We start from the raw sequence: 19,406 nt of genomic DNA on the forward strand, positions 1-19,406 counted from the left end.
AGCAGCACCGAAGGGCGCCTGTCACCCAGGAAGATCAGGGGATTCAGATAAACCTCCCCGCGGCGGACGCCCCAATGCAGGCAACTAGCTGGTGCGCAATGCCCACCGGTCGCCTTGGGCCCACCGGCCGCACTGGCGCTTAGAACCCCGATGAGCTGACCGCGAGTCACTCGTTCGCCTTCGTGGAGCTTACTGTCTACCGGTTCGAAACTGCTCCGCAAGCCGCCACCGTGATCTATGGTCAGCACGTTTCGATCCACCACCCAGCCCACGAAGATGACCGTACCGTCAGCGGGGGAATACACCTTGGTTCCCGGACTCGCAGCTAAATCCACGCCGCGATGACCTGCGAGCCACGGTTGCGCGGTTGGCTCGAAGCCTCTCAACACGGTTGCTCGCGGTTGTATTGGCCAGCTCCATGAGGCGTTACTCGCAGCGAGGGCTGCTCGCGGTGGCGCGGGCAGCAGGGCTGAGACTAGAGCCAGGATTGCTAGCAGGAAGAAGGCAGTCTGCAGGATTGGTGGTGGACGCCAGCGACTTTTGACTGGTGGAAGAACCGGCAGAGGTAGCGGTGCTGGGGGAGAGTTGAACACCCTCCCAGATTTTTACAGTTCCGCTGCGCTGACTAGTACGGAATCGTGCAATGTGGGGAAAGCGCTCCTAAGGACTACTTGTGCAGGAGAAGTTGGCGGCTCGGGCCGTCGCCGAGACCACGCTGCGGGAGCTGGTGACCTTGTGCCTTGCTGTACACTAATACCAGCAGGGCGTCTGGGGTCTTCCCAAGGTGCGCTGACTACGCGTGCCCATCTCCGCAATCATCAGGTTACAGCGATGAGCGGGTTGACGCCCCACGGTCCCTCGGAGCTAGCAATGGTTTTGAAGGAAAAGGGCGCCTCCTGGGCACTAGGAATAACCGTAAATTCAACTCTAAGGAGCGTCGGCATGCCCGTCGTCACTATGCGCCAGATGCTAGACAGCGGCGTACATTTCGGTCACCAGACCCGTCGTTGGAACCCGAAGATGAAGCGATTCATCCTCACCGAGCGCAACGGCATCTACATCATTGACCTGCAGCAGTCGCTGTCCTATATCGACCGGGCTTTCGAGTTCGTCAAGGCCACTGTTGCCCACGGCGGCACCGTGCTGTTCGTCGGCACCAAGAAGCAGGCTCAGGAAGCCATTGCCGAGCAGGCTACTCGCGTGGGCCAGCCCTACGTTAATCACCGCTGGCTCGGCGGTATGCTGACCAACTTCCAGACCGTGGCCAAGCGGATCCAGCGGATGAAGGAACTCGAAGAGATCAACTTCGAAGACGTCGCCGCCTCCGGTCACACCAAGAAGGAACTCCTGCTGCTCAAGCGTGAGCTGACCAAGCTGGAAGCCAACCTGGGCGGTATCCGCAATTTGACCAAGGTCCCCTCGGTGATCTGGATCGTGGACACCAAGAAGGAACACCTCGCCATTGACGAGGCTAAGAAGCTGAACCTCCCGGTGGTCGCCATCTTGGATACCAACTGTGATCCCGATGAGGTTGATTTCCCGATCCCGGGTAACGATGACGCGATCCGCTCCGTCAACTTGCTGACCCGCGTGGTTGCTGACGCCGTGGCCGAGGGCTTGATTGCCCGTAACTCCAAGGCAACTGGCACCGATGAGGGAACCGCCGCTGCCGAGCCGATGGCTGAGTGGGAGCGCGAGCTGCTCGAAGGCCACGCCGCCGCACAGAGCGAGTCCGAGGCGATTCCCGCTGAGGAAGCCGCCGAGGTCATCACCGGAACCGAAGCCGAGAAGGCCGCCGAGGTATTTACCGAGGAAGCTGCTGCTCCTGCCGAAGAGGCCGTTGCTGAGGAAGCTGCTGCCGAAGAAGGCACCGAAAGCAAGTAATTTTGCTGCGGGATGCTGCCGGAATGCTAGCCAAGCCTCAACGGCCGTTGGTGTTCCGGCAGTTTTCTGCCCGAAACTTATTCACCCATAACTGAGGAGTTCATATGGCGAACTACACCGCCGCTGATATCAAAGCTCTCCGCGAGCGCACAGGCGCTGGCATGATGGACGTCAAGAAGGCCCTGGACGAGGCGAACGGCGACGCCGAAAAGGCGCTCGAACTGATTCGCATCAAGGGACTCAAGGGCGCCACCAAGCGTGAAGGCCGTTCCACCGCCGAAGGCCTGGTTGCCGCTACCGTCAATGACGGCGTCGGCGTCATGGTCGAGGTCAACTGCGAGACCGACTTCGTAGCCAAGGCTGCTCCCTTTATCGAGTTCTCGAACAAGGTTCTGGCTGCTGCTGTGGCTTCGGGTGCCGAAGACGTCGATAGCTTGCTGACCGCCGAGGTGGAAGGCAAGCCGCTTTCCGAATTGGTGATCGAAGCTGGCGCGCTGCTGGGTGAGAAGGTCGCCGTCCGCCGCCTGGCACGGGTAACCGGTGCCGTGGTTGATGCTTACCTGCACAAGACCTCGAAGGATCTGCCCGCTCAGGTTGGCGTGCTCTTCGCCGTCGAGGGTGCTGGTGACGAGGCTGCTGTTGCTGCACACGATGTTGCCGTGCACATCGCCGCTTACAGCCCGAACTACCTGACCCGTGAAGAGGTGCCCGCCGAACTCGTTGATAGCGAGCGCCGGATTGCGGATGAGACCGCTCGTGCCGAGGGCAAGCCCGAGGCTGCCCTGACCAAGATCGTGGAAGGTCGTTTGACCGGCTTCTTCAAGGAGAATGTGCTGCTGGATCAGCCCTTCGCCAAGGATGCCAAGAAGAGCATCGCTCAGGTGCTAGAAGAGGCCAAGGCGACTCCGGTTGCTTTCGCTCGCTTCCGCGTAGGCGCCTAAGTTTCCTTCAAAAGGCCCCCGGAACGACCCTCTTGGGTCGTTCCTGGGGCCTTTTTGTTCTACTCAGCCTTGTTCTGCCCAGCCTGCGCCTGCTCAGCCCGTGGTGATGATGGGGGAAGCAAGGCCGGTGACCCGCACACCAGCTTCGCCGGGGCGTAAATCAACGAGTAATCTGCTGGGCCTGCCCATCTCTTCGCCTTGCAGAATGGTGAACTGGCTGGCTGCTTCGGTCAGCTTCAGTGCGCGCAGATAGCCGCCAAATGCTGCGGCGGCGGCACCGGTTGCCGGATCCTCGATAATCCCGCCGGGTGGGAAGGGATTACGGGAGTGGAACAGGGCGGGGCTTTCCGCCCAGACCAGTTGGAGCGTCGTCCAGTCCTGAGCCGACATCAGTTCCGAAAGGGCGGCGTAGTCATAGTCGAGGGCCGCTAGCCGTGCTCGGCTAGCTACCACCAGGACTAGATGTTGGGCACCTGCATAGGCGACTCGTGGTGGATATCGAGGATCTAAATCGGCCTCAGCCCAGCCGAGGCTCCGTAAGGCGGCAGCTAAGACGGTCGGTGCCACGGGGTCAATCCGGCTCGGAACGCTCCGCAAAGTGGCGCTGATGCCTTCCGGGGTGAGTGCAGTTTCGACGGCGACGGGCCCGGCTAGGGTGCTGAAGTCGAGTAATCCAGGGCTTCGTAGTTCCGCTAGGGCGACCGCGGTGGCGATAGTTGCATGGCCGCAGAAGGGCACCTCGGCCTTCGGGCTGAAGTAGCGGACCCGGTAATGATCGGGTGCCTCGCCTTGTTCCACAAAGGCGGTCTCCGAGTAGCCGACCTCGTTCGCTAAAGCCAGCCGCGCCCCGGCGTCGAGCGCCTCAGCATTGAGTACCACTCCGGCGGGGTTGCCGCCCTGACCGTGATCGGTGAACGCCGAATAGCGCTTTAGCTGATGCCGAGTATCGCTTATCGAACCTTCTTCCAAGGTTTCCCGGTGTGGGCATTGTCCTGATGTTGCTGCACCGCCTGCAAATCGTGCGAGATGCGGGCATAATCCCGATCCGAAGGGGTCTGGCCGCCGAGTGGGAAGCCCGCATTGCCTTGGCTAAGCGTTAACCTGCGAGCCTGAGAGCGAAACCAGTGTTGAAAAGTTTTCATACTTCATGCTGAGGGGCAACAATACTTCAGCACAAGCGATTGTTTCTATCTAACAGTTAAGCGTTGCTGTATGGTTAAGTCATGCTTGATCCGCATCGGCTGCGTATTTTTCGCTCGGTTATCGCCAACGGTTCCATTCAGGCTGCCGCCAGCCAGCTTGGCTACACACCTTCGGCGGTGAGTCAGCAAGTGGCTCTGCTGCAGCGTGAGACCGGCCTGACCCTTTTTGAACGCTCCGGGCGGGGGATTGTGCCCACCTCCTACGGCAAGGCGCTGGCCGTGGAGAGCGACGAGGTAATAGCAAGTCTGAGTCGCTTGTCCGGTGTGGTTGCCGATCTGCGTGACGGCGTGACAGGTCGATTGACGATGGGCTACTTCGCTTCCGCCGGTTCGAGCTGGGTGCCCAGAATGGCTCGAAAGCTAATGGATGAATTCCCGCAGTTGAGGCTGGACTTGATTCTCAACGAATTCCCCGATGGTCAGCAGTCCATCCATCCCGATATCGATGTGATTGTGCAATCGCGCTACTACGAGCGGCCTCTTCCCACTGGGTATCGGCAACAACATCTCGCCGATGACCCCTATGTAGCCGTGGTGCATCAAGAACATCCTTTTGCGGGGCGGGCAGCCGTATCGCTTGCCGAGCTAAGGGACGAAATCTGGGTGGATAACGACTTCGCGAATGGAATGTGCAGGCATGTCATCATGGGCGCGTGTGACGCCGCCGGATTTACGCCTCGGTTCCAGGTTCAGGCGCAGGACCACTTCACCGCTATTGCGTTCGTGGCCGAGGGAATCGGGGTTACCGTGCTGCCCGGGCTCGCGGCTCGGAAGTTGCCGCACACGGTGCGGGCTATTCCGGTGGTCGATCCGGAACCGGTACGGCAGATTTCGGTGCTCATCAAGGAATCGATAGTGCACCGACCGATCGGGCAGCGAGCTGTTGAACTCTTATTGCAGTGTGTTGCAACGCCGGAGGCCGCTCTATAGCCGTAAGTGGCTGCAAGTTGTTCCGTTGATCCACCCCGTTTTGACCGAAGCTTGCGGTCAACGCACAACCACGGTTCGCCCGGCGGGGTCGGAACACGATAATCTAGCTCAGGCCCTATAAGAGCATCGCGAGCCCCCGGGAAGGCGCTATGGAGAGCACTGTTGGCACCGAGAACAGCAAAGAACCACTGAACATTCCAGCCAAAACCAAGCGGCGGGTGCTTTTGAAGCTCTCCGGCGAGGTTTTCGGCGGCGGTAAATTAGGTGTCGATCCGGCGACCGTCCGGGGCATTGCGCAACAGATCGCGGCGACCGTTGACACCGTGGAGGTGGCCGTCGTCGTCGGTGGTGGAAACTTCTTCCGCGGCGCCGAACTTTCCCAATCCGGTATGGACCGCTCCCGGGCGGATTACATGGGCATGTTGGGTACCGTGATGAATTGTCTGGCGTTACAGGACTTCCTGGAACAGGCCGGAGTGGAAACCCGCGTGCAGAGCGCCATCACAATGGGGCAGGTGGCTGAAGCCTATATTCCCCGCCGCGCCATCCGACACCTCGAAAAGGGGCGGGTGGTGATCTTCGGTGCCGGTGCGGGCCTGCCCTACTTCTCCACCGATACGGTGGCGGCTCAGCGGGCGCTTGAGGTACACGCGGATATCGTCCTGATGGCTAAGAACGGGGTGGACGGTGTCTATACCGCCGATCCGAAGAAGGATCCGAGCGCCGTCAAACTGGAGCGATTGACCTATAACCAAGCCTTACAGCGCGATATCCGGGTATTGGACCAGACCGCTTTCAGCCTCTGTAAGGACAATGATCTCTCCATGCTGGTCTTCGGGATGGAAGGCGATGGCAACGTCACCAAGGCAATCCGGGGCGAGAGCTTGGGAACCTTGGTCACCGCCTAGTAGCCGTAGTATGAATGTGAGCAGCTTTCAAACCAGGAGATATCAGTGATTGAAGAAACCCTACTCGAGGCCGAAGAGAAGATGGACAAGGCAGTCGAGGTGGCCAAAGAAGACTTCAGTTCGGTCCGTACCGGCCGAGCCAATCCGAGCCTTTTCTCCAAGGTGATGGTCGACTACTACGGCACCCCCACACCCTTGCAGCAACTCGCCTCCTTTTCCGTGCCGGAGGCCCGTACCCTGCTGATCAGCCCTTATGATCGCTCCGCCCTGGCGGATATTGAGAAGGCGCTGAGCAATTCGGAGGTTGGGGCGAACCCCTCGAACGACGGCAACGTGATCCGAGTGGTGATTCCTGAGCTTACCGAGGAGCGTCGCCGGGATTACGTTAAGATCGTCCGGGGTAAGGGCGAGGACGCAAAGGTCTCGATCCGCAATATCCGCCGTAAGGCGAAAGAGACGCTCGATAAGATCGTCAAAGACGGCGACGCCGGTGAGGACGAGGGATCACGCGCCGAAAGAGAACTCGACGCGTTGACCAAATCTCACACCGACAACATCGACGAGCTGCTCAAGCGCAAAGAAGCCGAACTCCTCGAGGTCTGAGCCATGAGCGAGCCCTCCGAACCAGCGCCCCTACCTAGCCGGAGGGCTCTGCGCGCCGCCGAACGCGAGGCGGAAAAGCAAGCCACCGGACAGTCTGGTGCCGGGCTTCCCGAGTCTTCGACGGAGCAGGTGCCTTCGCGGGCATCCTCGGCCGAGGCGCACAAGGCGCCTTTGACCGGTGCGATTCCGGCGGTGCCCGCTGCCCGGGCCAGATCGGTACCTGCCATACCGCGCCCGACGTCGCCCCTCACCGAACTGCCCAAAGGTGCCTTTGCGATGGCTCCGGTCGCCCCGATAGGGGAGCCCACGCTAGCCTTGCCCCCGAAGGCGGAGAGCCCGGTGAGTGAGCCCGGCGCCGTTCAAACCACGACGGCCCCGGCATCCCGTGCCGGTCGCGACCTTCCAGCCGCAATCGGCGTCGGCCTTCTCCTGTTAGTCGCCGTTTTGGTCGGCCTGCTGCTTTATCCGCCAGCATTCTTAGCCATGGTGGTGTTGGCTGCCGCCTTAGGGGTTTGGGAGCTCAGCCGGGGACTGCTGCAACGCGATGTCCGGGTGCCTCTCGTGCCGATGATGGTCGGCGTGCTGGCCATGCCGGTGGCTGCTTACTATGCGGGAGCCGAGGGGCTGCTCTTCGCGCTCAGCGCTTGTGCTCTGGCTATCCTGATCTGGCGCACCCTGGACCCGGTGCCAGGTGCCGGACAAAGTATTTTCGCGGGTATCTTTGTGCTCGCCTGGGTGCCGTTTCTGATCAGTTTTGCCTTACTGGTGCTGCGGGACCCAAATAATCTGGCCAGCCTCTTCGAATTCCGAAATTGGACGGCCAGCGCTGGAGCGCTGCGGGTCTCCACCATGCTGCTCCTGGTGGTGGCCAATGACACCTTCGGCTACCTGGTCGGGGCGCTTTTCGGGAAACATCCGATGGCTCCCAAGATCAGCCCGAAAAAGTCTTGGGAAGGCTTTGCCGGATCCGTGCTCGGAGCGGCGATAGTCGGCGTATTGGCTGCGATCTTCCTTCTGCAACAGCCCTGGTGGGTCGGTGTGCTGCTAGCCCTAGGCATGGTGGCCGCCGCCACCACAGGTGACCTGGCCGAGTCCATGGTTAAACGCGAACTCGGAGTGAAGGACATGTCGAGTATCTTGCCCGGTCACGGTGGTTTGATGGACCGGCTCGACTCAATCCTGTTCGCGGCGCCGGTGGCTTTCCTGATTTATGCCCTGCTTGAGCTGTTCTGAGCCGGTCTACTGGATAGAATGTACCCGTGACAGAGACACTTCCGGACAAGGCTGCGGCCTCGCCCTTCGCCCGAGTCGATCGTAAGAACTACGGCTACAACCCCAAACAGGTTGATCAGTTCCTGGCGAAGGCACGCGAAATCTACACCTCCGAGCAGGATGGTGAGAAGGCACTGAGCAGCCGAGATGTCCGCGAGATGACCTTCGACGCTGTGCACGGCGGCTACGAACCGCAGGCCGTGGACGCCGCTCTGGACCGGTTGGAAGACGTTTTTGCACAGCGCGAACGCGATGCGCTGATCACTAGCAAGGGCGAGGACGCCTGGCTAGCGCAGATCGGCAGGTTGTCCGGAGTGTTGCGGGCGCGCCTGCACCGGGCGGAAGGGGAGCGATTCCGTCGTCCTCGCCGGAACGTGCGCAGCTACCGGATTGCCGATGTGGATCTGCTCTGCGGGCAGCTGATCGAATACTTCGAGCAGGATAAGCCGTTGAGCGTCGATGTGCCGCGGCGGGCTGTTTTCGGTGCAGCAAACGGAAAAGAAGGCTACGAAGAACAGCAGGTAGACGCCTTCCTCGATCGAGTAATCGAATTAATGGCCTCTATCGACTAGAGGTTGCTGGCCTAAGTGCTCGCCACCGCCTGTTTTAGCAACGGTTCGATCCGGAAAGGTACGAACTCGTTCATCGCCAGGGCGGTATCGGTGCGCTCCACTCCATCACAAGCCAGAATCTTGCCGGTGATTCGGAACAGATCCTCGGCGTCCCGGGACGCCACCCGGACCAGCAGATCGGCTTCGCCGGCCAGTCCGTGCGCTTCCAAAACTTCCGGGATCTCGGAAAGCTCTCCGGCCAGCTGGCTCAGCTTCTGCTGCTGCACATGCACCGTGATAAACGCGGTCAGCGGGTAACCCAGAGTGGCAGGGTTGATCCGCCGATCGAAGGAGAGGAAGGCATTCTTTCGCTCCAGCGAGGTCATCCGAGCTTGGACGGTGTTTCGGGAGAGTCCTAGTTTCTGAGCTAGCGCCACCACGGTGTGCCGGGGGTCCTGAACCAGGGTCATGAGCAGTCGCAGATCGGTACTATCTAAAGCTCGCATAGTGCGCAAGATTAGCACAGTTCGAGGGGCAAAACTTGAGCATAATGATGAGTATTTGAATCGCCAGTTGTGCTGAATGCGGGCTGTGAGTATCGTCACAGTAGAACCGATCGAGGGGGATCGGGGTGGCTCGGCGGTTGAAAACAGCGGCTGCTGGGCCGGTAGATCACCGAGAATCCACCATGATTCCCGGCATCGAGAACAATGCTCGGCACCGCACCCAGGTCCGAGGAGGAAGGGGACGTCATGTCATCCGAAACACCCGGCGGCGGAGAGGATTCCAGCCTTGCTGGCCTGGCCGGTCTTGCGGGACGCCAGGTACCCGCCGATGAGAACTTCATCCAGCTGATCACGGCCGATGGCCGGAGGCTGGTAAACCCGGACTTCGATCCGTGGGTCCAGGACGTCACCGACCAGGAACTAATCCAGTTCTATGAGGATATGGTGGTGGTTCGTCGGATCGATACCGAGGCCACCGCCTTGCAGCGGCAGGGGCAATTGGCGCTCTGGGCCCCGTTACTGGGACAGGAAGCCGCGCAGATCGGCTCCGCCCGAGCACTTGCTCCGGAGGACTTCGTCTTTCCCAGCTATCGAGAGAACGGCGTTGCCTACGTCCGCGGCTTAGATCTGGTCAATTCCCTGAAAATCTGGCGTGGCAATACCCACGGCGGTTGGGACCCTTTCGAATTCAATATGGCCACCCCGCAGATCATTATTGGCGCGCAGACGCTGCACGCCGCGGGGTACGCCATGGGCATTGTGAACGATGGTGCCGATTCCGCGGTGATCACCTATTTCGGCGACGGCGCCACCAGCCAGGGTGATGTGAACGAGGCCATGGTCTTCGCGGCTTCCTTCCAAGCTCCGGTGATCTTCTTCTGCCAGAACAACCACTGGGCCATTTCGGAGCCGGTGGGCTTGCAAGCTCATCAGGTCATTGCAGATCGAGCCCCAGGTTTCGGTATCCCCTCGATGCGAGTGGACGGCAACGATGTGCTCGCCGTGCTGGCGGCAACCCGAATTGCCCTGGATCGGGCACGGAAGGGCGGTGGCCCCAGCTTCATTGAAGCGGTCACCTACCGGATGGGACCGCACACGACGGCGGACGACCCAACCAGGTATCGCGACGCCAATGAACTGGAAGACTGGGCGGCCAAGGACCCGATTGCCCGACTCGCCATTCTGCTGGAATCCAAGGGTTTGCTCACCGAGGAAGTCAAAACAGCCGTGGAAGCGAAATCTGATGCCGTGGCGAAGGATTTGCGCGCCAACACCATCAGCCTTCCCGATCCGGAGCCGCTCGACGTTTTTAACCACGTCTATAGCGAGCCGAATTCCGCACTGGAGCGGCAACGGGATCACTACCAGCGCTATCTAGCCGGCTTCGACCAGGCCGAGAACGCCGTTGCCGAAGGAGCCAACTCATGACCCAGCTGACTTTTGGCCGCGCGATTAACGCGGGCCTACGCAAAGCCATGGAACTCGATTCCAAGGTCGTGCTGATGGGGGAGGACATCGGCAAGCTCGGCGGCGTCTTCCGCGTCACCGATGGTTTGCAAAAGGACTTCGGCGCGCACCGGGTGATCGACACCCCACTTGCCGAGTCCGGAATCATGGGCACCGCCGTCGGACTGGCCTTCCGTGGCTACCGACCGGTGGTGGAGATCCAGTTCGACGGCTTTATCTACCCGGCTTTCGACCAGATCGTGGCCCAGGTAGCCAAGCTGCACTACCGTACCCAGGGCAAGGTCAAAATGCCGATCACCATCCGGGTTCCCTTCGGTGGCGGCATCGGCTCCCCGGAGCACCACTCGGAATCGCCGGAAGCCTACTTCACCCACACCTCGGGTCTGCGTGTGGTCAGCGTCTCCAATCCGCAGGACGCCTACACGATGATTCAACAGGCTATTGCCAGCGACGATCCGGTGCTCTATTTCGAGCCGAAGCGTCGGTACCACACCAAGGGCGAGGTGGATGAGGGCGCCGAGCTGTCCAGTGCGTTGCCGATGGGTAACGCTCGGGTGGTTACTGCCGGAAGCGACGTCACCCTGGTGGCCTATGGCCCGCTGGTTGCCACCGCAAAGGACGTGGCGCTCGCCGCCGAGGATGAAGGTATTTCCGTTGAGGTGATCGATCTGCGTTCGCTCGCACCCATCGACTACGCGCCGCTGGAAGCCTCGGTGCGCAAGACCGGTCGTCTGGTGATTGCCCATGAAGCTTCGCAGACCGGTGGACTGGGTGCCGAGATTGCCAGCAGCCTGACCGAACGTTGCTTCAGCTACCTGGAGTCCGCTCCGGTCCGGGTGACCGGTTTCGATGTGCCCTATCCGCCGTCGAAACTCGAAAAACACCACGTGCCGGATCTGGACCGGATCCTGGACGGCGTGGACCGGGCTCTCGGACGCCATAACTCACTGAGCTCGCTCGATTCTTTGGATGGCCAGGCATGATCAAGGTTTTTACTCTTCCGGATCTGGGCGAAGGCCTGACCGAGTCCGAAATCGTCTCCTGGAAAGTTGCCGTGGGGGATGCCGTTAAGCTCAACCAGGTGATCGCCGAGGTGGAAACCGCCAAGGCCGTGGTGGAGCTTCCCTCGCCTTACGAAGGCGTGATCTCTAGGCTGCACGAGGAGCCCGGTACCGTGGTGGAGGTGGGCAATCCGATTGTCTCCTTCGAAGTTGCAGGTTCCGAGGATTCCGCGCCGGACGCTCCCGCCGAGGAGCAGAACAGCAAACGAGTTCCCACCCTGGTGGGTTACGGCGCGGAGCCGGAAAAGGGCGGTAGACCCGCCAGACGGGCACGTCCGGGGGCTGCTTTAGCTGTTGCTTCGACGACGGCGGCCCAGGCTGCCGCTGAACCGGCGGCTTCGGTGTCGCTGCCTGCCGCGGCGGTGGTCCAAAACCTGGTTCAAAACGTTGTCCAAAACGTTGGAGAGCGACCGAGGTCAACCCCGCCGGTGCGCAAATTGGCTCGGGATCTCGGCGTGGATTTGAGCGCTCTGAACGGTACCGGGGTGGGTGGCTTGATCACCCGCGAGGATGTCCAGGCCGCCGTTGTGAGCTCGGAGGTTCTTGGTTCAGCTCAGCTTGCCGCCCCGTTTGCTGCGGGACAAGCGGCTGCCGGGCTGCCCCGCGAGGTGCGCACGCCGATCAAGGGGGTACGCAAGTACACGGCAGCCGCGATGGTCAGCAGCGCTTTTACCGCGCCGCACGTCACCGAGTTTTTGACCGTGGACGTCACCCCGACCATGGAGCTTTTGGCTAAGCTCAAGGTCAGCCGAGCCTTCGCGGGTCTCAAGCTCACTCCCTTGACCATCGTGGCCAAGGCGCTGTGCGTCGCCGTCGGCCGCAATCCTTCGCTGAACTCCCGCTGGGATGAGGCGAACCAGGAAATCGTCACGATGAGCTACGTGAACTTAGGCATTGCTGCGGCCACCCCGCGCGGGCTGATGGTGCCGAATATCAAGGACGCCGAATCGCGTTCGCTGACCGAACTTGCTCAGGCTCTTGCCGAGCTGACCGAGACCGCCCGGGCCGGGAAGACCAGTCCCGCCGAGCTCTCCGGCGGTACTATCTCGATCACCAATATTGGGGTCTTTGGTATTGATGCGGGCACCCCGATCCTGAACCCGGGGGAGGCCGCGATCCTGGCGATGGGTGCGGTGCGCCGTCAGCCCTGGGAATATCAGGGCGAGGTGGCGCTTCGTCAGGTGATGACGCTCAGCCTGTCCTTTGACCATCGCTTGGTGGATGGTGAGCAGGGCTCGAAGTTCCTGGCGGATATTGGCACCATTCTTGCCGATCCGGGCATGCTCATCACCATGATCTAAGCTCCCCGACCTCCGCTCCCTCCCACCAACCTCCGCCGAGTGTGGAGATCTGCACGGTAAAACCCGGTCAAAAGATGCAGATCTCCACACTCGGCGTGGGTGAAAGTGCTGGAACTAGGCCAATAGCCCGGCTAGCGCCATCTGCTCCAGCAGCGGGCGAGCCGTTTTGGCCGGGACGCTTCCGGAACGGTTGTGTGAGCGGAGCGAATGAGGCGTCGAATTAATCAGACCAAAGGCGGCGTGTGCTCGGATTCGCAGCTCCGCGTCCTCGGATTCCGGATGCAGGCGGCTGAGCGTATCGACCCAGAGCTGCACGTAATCGCGTTGCAGGGCTCGGACGGCGTGGCGGTCCTCGGCGCTCATACTGGCCAGATCGCGGTCCTGAACCCTGATGATGTCCGCGTTAGTTAGGGCAAAGTCCACCTGGAAGCTCACTAGCGAACTCAGCGCTTCAGTGGGCAATTGATGGGAGGCAACCACCGAGCGTCCGCCGGAGAGTAGATCCTCGCTGACTCCCACCAGCAGGGCAGCCAATACGGCCTGTTTACCACTGAAATGACGGTAGACGGCCGGACCACTGACTCCAGCGGCGGCGCCGAGCTCCTCAATGGAGACACCGTTGAAGCCGCGTTGAGCGAACAGGCTTGCCGCGGCGGTTAGTAAAGCCTCGCGGCGGCTGGCCTTGGCTTGGCTGCGTTGGGTGGGCATGGAATCGGCGGAACCCACCTCGGGCTCAACCGGGTTCTTTTCCGCCTCGTCGATATGGATTTCCACAACTCCGCCTTCCGTGGTGGACACCACAGTTAATAAAGACTAACCTAAAACTCAGTTAGCGAACACTAACCCAGGTGCTTTCCTGGGCTAGCCGAAGGTTCGTCCAGTTGAGGGGAAGTCAATGGAGACCCTGACCACGTCGGTCGCGCCGGGAAGCGAGAGCTTTGTAGGCAATGAGGCGGAACATCGGGCACTCCTTGTGCAGCTGCGAGAAAAATTGGCGACGGCGGCCCTCGGCGGCCCGGAACGGTCCCGGCAGCGCCACCTGGACCGGGGGAAATTACTTCCCCGCGAACGCATTGACCAACTGCTTGACGAGGGCAGCCCCTTTTTGGAAGTCGCCGCGCTCGCCGCCGACGGGCTCTACGATGACGAGTGCCCCGGAGCCGGGGTGATCGCGGGTATTGGCTTGGTACATGGCCGCCAGGTGATGGTGGTCTCCAATGACGCCACGGTCAAGGGCGGCACCTATTACCCGATGACGGTCAAAAAACACCTCCGCGCTCAAGAGATCGCCCTGGAAAACCGGCTGCCCTGCATTTATCTTGTTGACTCGGGTGGAGCCTTCCTGCCCAAACAGGACGAGGTCTTCCCGGATAAAGAACACTTCGGCCGAATCTTCTACAACCAGGCCAGGCTCTCCGCCGCCAAGATCCCGCAGATTGCCTCGGTGATGGGTTCCTGCACCGCGGGCGGAGCCTATGTTCCGGCGATGAGCGACGAAACCGTGATCGTGCGGAACCAGGGCACCATCTTCTTGGGCGGCCCGCCACTGGTGAAGGCAGCAATCGGTGAGATCGTCACGGCCGAAGAACTGGGCGGTGGCGAACTGCACTCTAAGATCTCCGGAGTCACCGACCACCTGGCGGAAAACGATGAGCACGCCCTGCAAATCGTCCGAGACATCGTCTCCACGCTGCCGTTACCAGAAGCGCCAGCCTGGGACACCCAGCCGAGCCGGGAACCCGCCGTCGCACCCGAGGAACTCTACGGGGCCGTGCCCACCGATGTGCAGGCTCCCTATGACGTCCGCGAGGTGATTGCCCGGATCGTGGACGGCAGTGAATTCCACGAATTCAAAAAGAACTACGGCAGTACCTTGGTCACCGGTTTTGCTCACATCCATGGGCACCCGGTGGGGATCGTGGCCAATAATGGCGTGCTGTTCAGCGAATCCGCGCTCAAAGGGGCGCATTTCATTGAGCTCTGCGATCAGCGTGGCATTCCGCTGCTCTTCCTGCAGAACATCAATGGTTTTATGGTCGGACGGGATTACGAAGCCGGTGGCATCGCCAAGAACGGCGCCAAAATGGTCACCGCGGTGGCCAGCTGTCGGGTACCGAAACTGACCGTGGTGATTGGCGGCTCCTTTGGCGCCGGGAATTACTCGATGTGTGGACGCGCCTACAGCCCACGCTTCCTCTGGATGTGGCCGAACGCCCGGATCTCGGTGATGGGTGGGGCGCAGGCGTCCTCCGTGCTGGCCACGGTGCGCCGCGAGCAGCTAGAGGGCCGCGGCGAAGAGTGGTCGGCCGAGGCCGAGGAGGCGTTCAAGGCGCCGATCAAGGAACAGTACGAGGCGCAGGGCAGCCCCTATTACTCCACCGCCCGACTCTGGGACGATGGCATTATCGATCCGGCCGATACCAGGGACATTCTGGGCCTAGCCCTCCAAGTGTGTTCCCAGACCCCGCTGCCGGAGACCTCCTTCGGCCTGTTCAGGATGTGATCGGTCAAGGATGAGCATGTTTCAGACGGTTTTGGTGGCCAACCGGGGCGAAATCGCCTGCCGGGTGATCAAAACCCTGCGCCAGCTAGGCATCCGTTCGGTCGCGGTCTATAGCGAGGCCGACGCCGGAGCCCGGCACGTACGGGAAGCGGACCTGGCGCTGTGCATTGGCCCCGCATCGGCTGCCGAGAGTTACCTCAATATCGAGGCCGTCCTGGAGGCTTGCCGGAAATCCGGAGCGCAGGCCGTGCACCCCGGCTATGGCTTCCTGAGCGAGAACTTGGCCTTCGCCCAAGCGCTTGAAGCCGAGGGCATTACCTTTATTGGCCCCAACGTGGGCGCGCTCAACGTGATGGGTGACAAGATTCGCTCCAAGAATCATGTCCAGGAACATGGCGTACCCGTGGTGCCGGGGATAGCCGAGCCGGGGCTGAGTGATGAAGCCCTGATTGAGGCCGCCGAACAGATCGGTTATCCCATCCTGATCAAGCCCTCCGCGGGTGGTGGCGGCAAGGGCATGCACTCTGTTTTCTCCGCTGAGGAGCTGCCGGAGACGCTCAAAACCGCGCGTCGGGTGGCGGCCTCCGCCTTCGGCGACGACACCCTTTTCCTAGAACGCTTGGTAGCTACCCCACGGCATATCGAGGTGCAGATCCTGGCGGATAACCACGGCAACGTGATCCACCTGGGCGAGCGGGAATGCTCGCTGCAAAGAAGGCATCAGAAGGTGATTGAGGAAGCTCCTTCGGTGCTGCTGGACGAAGCGACCCGAGCCCGGATTGGTGAAGCAGCGTGCAATGCCGCCCGCAGCGTGAACTACAGCGGCGCCGGTACGGTGGAATTCCTGGTCTCCGATCAAGCCCCGGACGAGTTCTTCTTCATGGAGATGAATACCCGACTTCAGGTGGAACATCCGGTCACCGAAATGGTGACTCAGCTCGACCTGGTCGAATGGCAGGTGCGGATCGCGGCCGGTGAGCCGCTCACCATGTCTCAGGCCGACGTCGTACTCAAGGGGCATGCCGTGGAAGCCCGGCTCTACGCGGAGAACCCGGAACGTGGCTTCCTGCCGGAGACCGGCACCGTGCTGGTCCACCACGATCCTCCCCAGCCGCTCCCCAACCTCGCAGGCTCGGCTGGGTACCCCGGCGGCAGTGGCCCCACCCAGCCGCTCCCCAACCTCGCAGGCTCGGCCGGGTACCCCGGCGGCAGTGGGCCCACCCAGTCCCTCCCCAACCTCGCAGGCTCGGCCGGGTACCCCGGCGGCAGTGGCCCCACCCAGCCCCGAGGTGGGGTGATCCGCAACGACTCCGCACTGATCGACGGGCTGGAAATCGGTTCGAATTACGATCCCATGCTGGCCAAGATCATTGCCTGGGGTCCAGACCGGGAATCGGCGCTGAACACCTTGGACGGCGCCCTCGCCAATACCGTGGTGCTCGGAGTGGGTACTAACACCGAGTACCTGCGGATGCTGATCAATGATCAGGACGTGCGGGCGGGCAAGCTCGACACCACCATGATCGAGCGGAAACTGGCGGCCGGGGCCTTTGAATTCGCGGCTCCCGGGGCGGCTGAGTTCCAAGCAGCGGCCCAATTCTTCGCGGCCCGGCTGATTGGCGACGGCGTCTGGAACCGTGCCGACGGCTGGCGGGTCGGGGCGCACCGGCAGCTCAGCTTCTCGATAGCTTACGGTGCCGATATTCACCTGGTAACGGTTGGCGATGGCGACTTGGAGCTCGACGGCGACCAACTGGCCTTGACCGTCGATGGACAGCGGGAGCACTGGACCTTCGCCTTCGACGAATCGGACGAAACCCTGTGGCTCGGACGGGACGGCGCGAGCTTTGCCTTGCGCAAGGTGAGCCGCCGGGAACTTGTGCAGGCCAAGAACGATTCAATGGGTCGTCCCGAGGGTACGGTCGATCCGGTGCTGCGCTCGCCGATGCCCGGCACCGTGGTCTCGATTTCGGTCAGCGACGGCGAAGAGGTCGCCGAGGGGCAGAGCCTGCTCGCCGTCGAAGCCATGAAAATGGAACACCAACTGAGCGCCGGGGTGGCCGGCATCGTCCAGCTCTCTGTGCGCACCGGTGACCTGGTCAAAGCGGATCAGATCGTCGCCACTATTCACCCCAAGCCGGTCACAAGCCAGGCAGAATCCATCGAGGAGCAATCATGACCACATCCGAGGGCTACGGCCTGAGCGAGGAGTACCAGGACCTGAGTGACACGGTCCGCGAGTTCGCCGATGAAGTGGTGGCTCCGGTCTCCGCGAAACACGATGAGGAACACAGCTTCCCTTACGAAGTGGTCAAGCAGATGGGGGAGATGGGCCTGTTCGGGTTGCCGTTCCCGGAGGAATACGGTGGCATGGGCGGCGATTACTTCGCGCTGGCTCTGGCTCTGGAGCAATTGGGCCGGGTGGACCAGTCGGTGGCTATCACCCTGGAGGCCGGAGTCTCGCTCGGTGCCATGCCGGTTTACCGCTTCGGTACCGAGGAGCAGAAACAGCAGTGGCTGCCGATGCTGGCCTCCGCTCAGGCGCTCGCCGGTTTCGGGCTGACCGAGCCGGAAGCGGGATCCGACGCCGGTGGCACCAAGACCCGGGCTCGCTTGAATAACGGTGAGTGGCTGATCAACGGTAATAAGGAGTTCATTACGAACTCCGGAACCGATATCACCAGATTAGTCACGGTGACCGCGGTAACCGGGGAATCCACCCGGGCTGACGGTAGCGTGAAGAAGGAAATTTCGACCATTCTGGTACCCACCGATACAGAAGGGTTCACCGCGGAGAAGGCCTACAACAAGGTTGGCTGGAACGCCTCCGATACGCACCCGCTGACCCTGAAGGACGTGAGGGTCCCGGAGGCAAATTTGCTCGGTGAGCAGGGTCGAGGCTACGCGAACTTCCTCTCCATTCTGGATGAGGGCCGGATCGCGATTGCCGCGCTGGCTACCGGTGCAGCACAAGGTTGCGTGGACGAATCCGTTCGCTACGCCAAGCAGCGTTTCGCCTTCGGTAACAATATTGGCAGCTACCAGGCCATCCAGTTCAAGATTGCCCGGATGGCGGCCAGGGCGCACACCGCCCGACTGGCCTACTACGACGCCGCAGCCCGGATGCTGGCCGGTAAGCCGTTTAAGACCGAAGCCGCGATGGCAAAGATGGTGGCCGGCGAGGCTGCCATGGACAATGCCCGGGACGCCACCCAGGTGTTCGGCGGTTACGGCTTCATCAATGAGTTCACCGTCTCGCGTCACTACCGCGATTCGAAGATACTGGAGGTGGGTGAAGGCACCACCGAGGTTCAGCTGATGCTGATCGCCAGGGAATTGGGCCTCTAAGCTTCTGGACAAAGAGTCTGAACAGCGCCTCCGAACAGCGAAGGGATCGACGATGATCGACAAGACAGTAGCTAGCTCCGCAGAGGCGGTCGCGGACATTCCCGACGGCGCTTCGCTCGCCGTCGGCGGCTTTGGGTTGTGCGGCATCCCGGTGGCGCTGATCGATGCACTGCACGCTCAGGGCACCTCCGAGCTGGAAACGGTGAGCAATAACTGCGGCGTGGACGACTGGGGGCTGGGTATCCTGCTCAAGGACGGCCGGATCCGGCGCACCATTTCCTCCTATGTGGGGGAGAATAAGGAATTTGCCCGGCAGTACCTCTCCGGTGAGCTGGAGGTGGTTCTCACCCCGCAGGGTACCCTGGCAGAGAAGCTGCGAGCTGGGGGAGCGGGCATCCCCGCTTTCTTCACCACCGCCGGTGTGGGCACCCAAGTGTCCGACGGCGGCCTGCCGCAGAAATATGATGCCGAGGGCAATGTGCTGATCGCCTCCGAAGCTAAGGAAGTTCGTGAATTCAATGGTGCCGACTATGTGCTGGAAGAATCGCTGACTCCCGACTTTGCCCTGGTGCACGCAGCGAAAGGGGACCGGCACGGCAATCTGGTTTTTCACGCCACCGCAATGAACTTCAATCCGCTCTGTGCGATGGCGGGCAAGGTCACCATCGCCGAGGTGGAAGAACTCGTGGAACCCGGTGAGTTGGACCCCGAGCAGATTCATCTGCCCGGCATCTTTGTGCAACGGATCGTAGAGGTACCCGCGGGTTCGCCGCAGGCGGAGAAACGAATTGAGAAGCGGACGGTTTCGGCCTCGGCCGCGGACACTGCGAAAATCGCTGCCGAACATCCCCTGCCGCTCCCCAACCTCGCGAGCTCGGCCGGGGACCCCAGCGGCAGTGGGCCCAATCAAGTCGTAGGAGGCTAAGGCA

Annotated in this window: 18 protein-coding genes and 1 pseudogene; 14 read left to right on the forward strand and 5 right to left on the reverse strand. The window is 61.5% G+C overall.

Features of this window, described 5'->3' with window-relative positions; genetic code table 11:
• Positions 1-50: 50 nt before the first annotated feature.
• Positions 51-593, reverse strand: a pseudogene (locus FHU41_RS14390) (M23 family metallopeptidase); the annotation flags it as partial.
• A gap of 349 nt (positions 594-942) precedes the next feature.
• On the opposite strand from FHU41_RS14390, the gene rpsB reads away from it, so the two are divergent.
• Positions 943-1,884, forward strand: coding sequence for a 30S ribosomal protein S2 (gene rpsB, locus FHU41_RS14395; protein WP_179390289.1), 942 nt, complete (start codon positions 943-945; stop codon positions 1,882-1,884).
• 104 nt (positions 1,885-1,988) lie between these two features.
• Positions 1,989-2,825, forward strand: a complete 837-nt coding sequence (gene tsf, locus FHU41_RS14400; RefSeq protein WP_179390290.1) for a translation elongation factor Ts — start codon at positions 1,989-1,991, stop codon at positions 2,823-2,825.
• A gap of 93 nt (positions 2,826-2,918) precedes the next feature.
• Here tsf and FHU41_RS14405 read toward each other — a convergent pair whose 3' ends face one another.
• Both FHU41_RS14405 and FHU41_RS14410 read right to left on the reverse strand, forming a co-directional pair.
• On the reverse strand, positions 2,919-3,794 hold the full coding sequence (locus FHU41_RS14405; protein ID WP_218847234.1) for a PhzF family phenazine biosynthesis protein: 876 nt from the start codon (positions 3,792-3,794) through the stop codon (positions 2,919-2,921).
• Positions 3,776-3,967, reverse strand: a complete 192-nt coding sequence (locus FHU41_RS14410) for a hypothetical protein (RefSeq protein ID WP_179390291.1) — start codon at positions 3,965-3,967, stop codon at positions 3,776-3,778. Before FHU41_RS14410 ends, FHU41_RS14405 begins: the two co-directional genes overlap by 19 nt.
• Before the next feature lie 81 nt (positions 3,968-4,048).
• On the opposite strand from FHU41_RS14410, the gene FHU41_RS14415 reads away from it, so the two are divergent.
• The 5 genes from FHU41_RS14415 (at position 4,049) to FHU41_RS14435 (ending at position 8,312) form a co-directional block, all read left to right on the forward strand.
• The gene (locus FHU41_RS14415; RefSeq protein ID WP_179390292.1) at positions 4,049-4,957 is read left to right on the forward strand and encodes a LysR family transcriptional regulator; all 909 of its coding nucleotides are present in this window, start codon (positions 4,049-4,051) and stop codon (positions 4,955-4,957) included.
• A 149-nt stretch (positions 4,958-5,106) separates the two neighbouring features.
• Positions 5,107-5,865, forward strand: coding sequence for a UMP kinase (pyrH, locus tag FHU41_RS14420; RefSeq protein WP_179390293.1), 759 nt, complete (start codon positions 5,107-5,109; stop codon positions 5,863-5,865).
• Between the two features lie 45 nt (positions 5,866-5,910).
• The gene (gene frr, locus FHU41_RS14425; RefSeq protein WP_179390294.1) at positions 5,911-6,468 is read left to right on the forward strand and encodes a ribosome recycling factor; all 558 of its coding nucleotides are present in this window, start codon (positions 5,911-5,913) and stop codon (positions 6,466-6,468) included.
• 276 nt (positions 6,469-6,744) lie between these two features.
• Positions 6,745-7,701: a phosphatidate cytidylyltransferase gene (locus FHU41_RS14430; protein ID WP_425503330.1), complete on the forward strand. Its 957-nt coding sequence runs from the start codon at positions 6,745-6,747 to the stop codon at positions 7,699-7,701.
• Between the two features lie 26 nt (positions 7,702-7,727).
• Positions 7,728-8,312, forward strand: a complete 585-nt coding sequence (locus tag FHU41_RS14435; RefSeq protein ID WP_179390296.1) for a DivIVA domain-containing protein — start codon at positions 7,728-7,730, stop codon at positions 8,310-8,312.
• Positions 8,313-8,323: 11 nt separating this feature from the next.
• Here the strand turns inward: FHU41_RS14435 and FHU41_RS14440 are convergent, their stop codons facing one another.
• Positions 8,324-8,797: an Lrp/AsnC family transcriptional regulator gene (locus tag FHU41_RS14440; protein WP_179390297.1), complete on the reverse strand. Its 474-nt coding sequence runs from the start codon at positions 8,795-8,797 to the stop codon at positions 8,324-8,326.
• A gap of 246 nt (positions 8,798-9,043) precedes the next feature.
• Between FHU41_RS14440 and pdhA the strand changes: the two genes are divergently transcribed.
• Genes pdhA through FHU41_RS14455 form a run of 3 tightly spaced genes read left to right on the forward strand, consistent with a single transcriptional unit; the run spans position 9,044 to position 12,626 of the window.
• Complete coding sequence (pdhA, locus tag FHU41_RS14445; RefSeq protein ID WP_179390298.1) at positions 9,044-10,225, forward strand: pyruvate dehydrogenase (acetyl-transferring) E1 component subunit alpha; 1,182 nt, start codon at positions 9,044-9,046, stop codon at positions 10,223-10,225.
• Positions 10,222-11,247: an alpha-ketoacid dehydrogenase subunit beta gene (locus FHU41_RS14450; RefSeq protein ID WP_179390299.1), complete on the forward strand. Its 1,026-nt coding sequence runs from the start codon at positions 10,222-10,224 to the stop codon at positions 11,245-11,247. The genes pdhA and FHU41_RS14450 overlap by 4 nt, the downstream gene beginning before the upstream one ends.
• On the forward strand, positions 11,244-12,626 hold the full coding sequence (locus FHU41_RS14455) for a dihydrolipoamide acetyltransferase family protein (RefSeq protein WP_179390300.1): 1,383 nt from the start codon (positions 11,244-11,246) through the stop codon (positions 12,624-12,626). The genes FHU41_RS14450 and FHU41_RS14455 overlap by 4 nt, the downstream gene beginning before the upstream one ends.
• 114 nt (positions 12,627-12,740) lie before the next feature.
• Here FHU41_RS14455 and FHU41_RS14460 read toward each other — a convergent pair whose 3' ends face one another.
• Positions 12,741-13,334: an SACE_7040 family transcriptional regulator gene (locus FHU41_RS14460; protein WP_179390492.1), complete on the reverse strand. Its 594-nt coding sequence runs from the start codon at positions 13,332-13,334 to the stop codon at positions 12,741-12,743.
• Positions 13,335-13,521: 187 nt separating this feature from the next.
• Between FHU41_RS14460 and FHU41_RS14465 the strand changes: the two genes are divergently transcribed.
• Genes FHU41_RS14465 through FHU41_RS14480 form a run of 4 tightly spaced genes read left to right on the forward strand, consistent with a single transcriptional unit; the run spans position 13,522 to position 19,402 of the window.
• Positions 13,522-15,129, forward strand: coding sequence for a carboxyl transferase domain-containing protein (locus FHU41_RS14465; protein ID WP_179390301.1), 1,608 nt, complete (start codon positions 13,522-13,524; stop codon positions 15,127-15,129).
• A 10-nt stretch (positions 15,130-15,139) separates the two neighbouring features.
• Positions 15,140-17,308 (forward strand): ATP-binding protein, encoded by a 2,169-nt coding sequence (locus FHU41_RS15210; RefSeq protein ID WP_246279623.1) that lies wholly within the window; start codon positions 15,140-15,142, stop codon positions 17,306-17,308.
• Positions 17,305-18,477, forward strand: coding sequence for an acyl-CoA dehydrogenase family protein (locus FHU41_RS14475; RefSeq protein WP_179390302.1), 1,173 nt, complete (start codon positions 17,305-17,307; stop codon positions 18,475-18,477). Before FHU41_RS15210 ends, FHU41_RS14475 begins: the two co-directional genes overlap by 4 nt.
• Positions 18,478-18,529: 52 nt before the next feature.
• The gene (locus tag FHU41_RS14480; protein WP_179390303.1) at positions 18,530-19,402 is read left to right on the forward strand and encodes a CoA transferase subunit A; all 873 of its coding nucleotides are present in this window, start codon (positions 18,530-18,532) and stop codon (positions 19,400-19,402) included.
• The last annotated feature ends 4 nt before the right edge of the window (positions 19,403-19,406 follow it).

It is taken from the genome of Psychromicrobium silvestre (assembly GCF_013408295.1).
In the GTDB taxonomy this organism is placed as follows: domain Bacteria; phylum Actinomycetota; class Actinomycetes; order Actinomycetales; family Micrococcaceae; genus Renibacterium; species Renibacterium silvestre.

Coding starts and splice junctions, on each gene's coding strand:
- tsf (WP_179390290.1), top strand. CDS start 1,989: ATGGCGAACTACACCGCCGCTGATATCAAAGCTCTCCGCGAGCGCACA.
- FHU41_RS14465 (WP_179390301.1), top strand. CDS start 13,522: ATGGAGACCCTGACCACGTCGGTCGCGCCGGGAAGCGAGAGCTTTGTA.
- FHU41_RS14460 (WP_179390492.1), bottom strand. CDS start 13,334: ATGCCCACCCAACGCAGCCAAGCCAAGGCCAGCCGCCGCGAGGCTTTA.
- FHU41_RS14430 (WP_425503330.1), top strand. CDS start 6,745: ATGGCTCCGGTCGCCCCGATAGGGGAGCCCACGCTAGCCTTGCCCCCG.
- rpsB (WP_179390289.1), top strand. CDS start 943: ATGCCCGTCGTCACTATGCGCCAGATGCTAGACAGCGGCGTACATTTC.
- FHU41_RS14455 (WP_179390300.1), top strand. CDS start 11,244: ATGATCAAGGTTTTTACTCTTCCGGATCTGGGCGAAGGCCTGACCGAG.
- pyrH (WP_179390293.1), top strand. CDS start 5,107: ATGGAGAGCACTGTTGGCACCGAGAACAGCAAAGAACCACTGAACATT.
- FHU41_RS14480 (WP_179390303.1), top strand. CDS start 18,530: ATGATCGACAAGACAGTAGCTAGCTCCGCAGAGGCGGTCGCGGACATT.
- FHU41_RS15210 (WP_246279623.1), top strand. CDS start 15,140: ATGAGCATGTTTCAGACGGTTTTGGTGGCCAACCGGGGCGAAATCGCC.
- FHU41_RS14440 (WP_179390297.1), bottom strand. CDS start 8,797: ATGCGAGCTTTAGATAGTACCGATCTGCGACTGCTCATGACCCTGGTT.
- FHU41_RS14415 (WP_179390292.1), top strand. CDS start 4,049: ATGCTTGATCCGCATCGGCTGCGTATTTTTCGCTCGGTTATCGCCAAC.
- pdhA (WP_179390298.1), top strand. CDS start 9,044: ATGTCATCCGAAACACCCGGCGGCGGAGAGGATTCCAGCCTTGCTGGC.
- FHU41_RS14410 (WP_179390291.1), bottom strand. CDS start 3,967: ATGAAAACTTTTCAACACTGGTTTCGCTCTCAGGCTCGCAGGTTAACG.
- FHU41_RS14450 (WP_179390299.1), top strand. CDS start 10,222: ATGACCCAGCTGACTTTTGGCCGCGCGATTAACGCGGGCCTACGCAAA.
- FHU41_RS14475 (WP_179390302.1), top strand. CDS start 17,305: ATGACCACATCCGAGGGCTACGGCCTGAGCGAGGAGTACCAGGACCTG.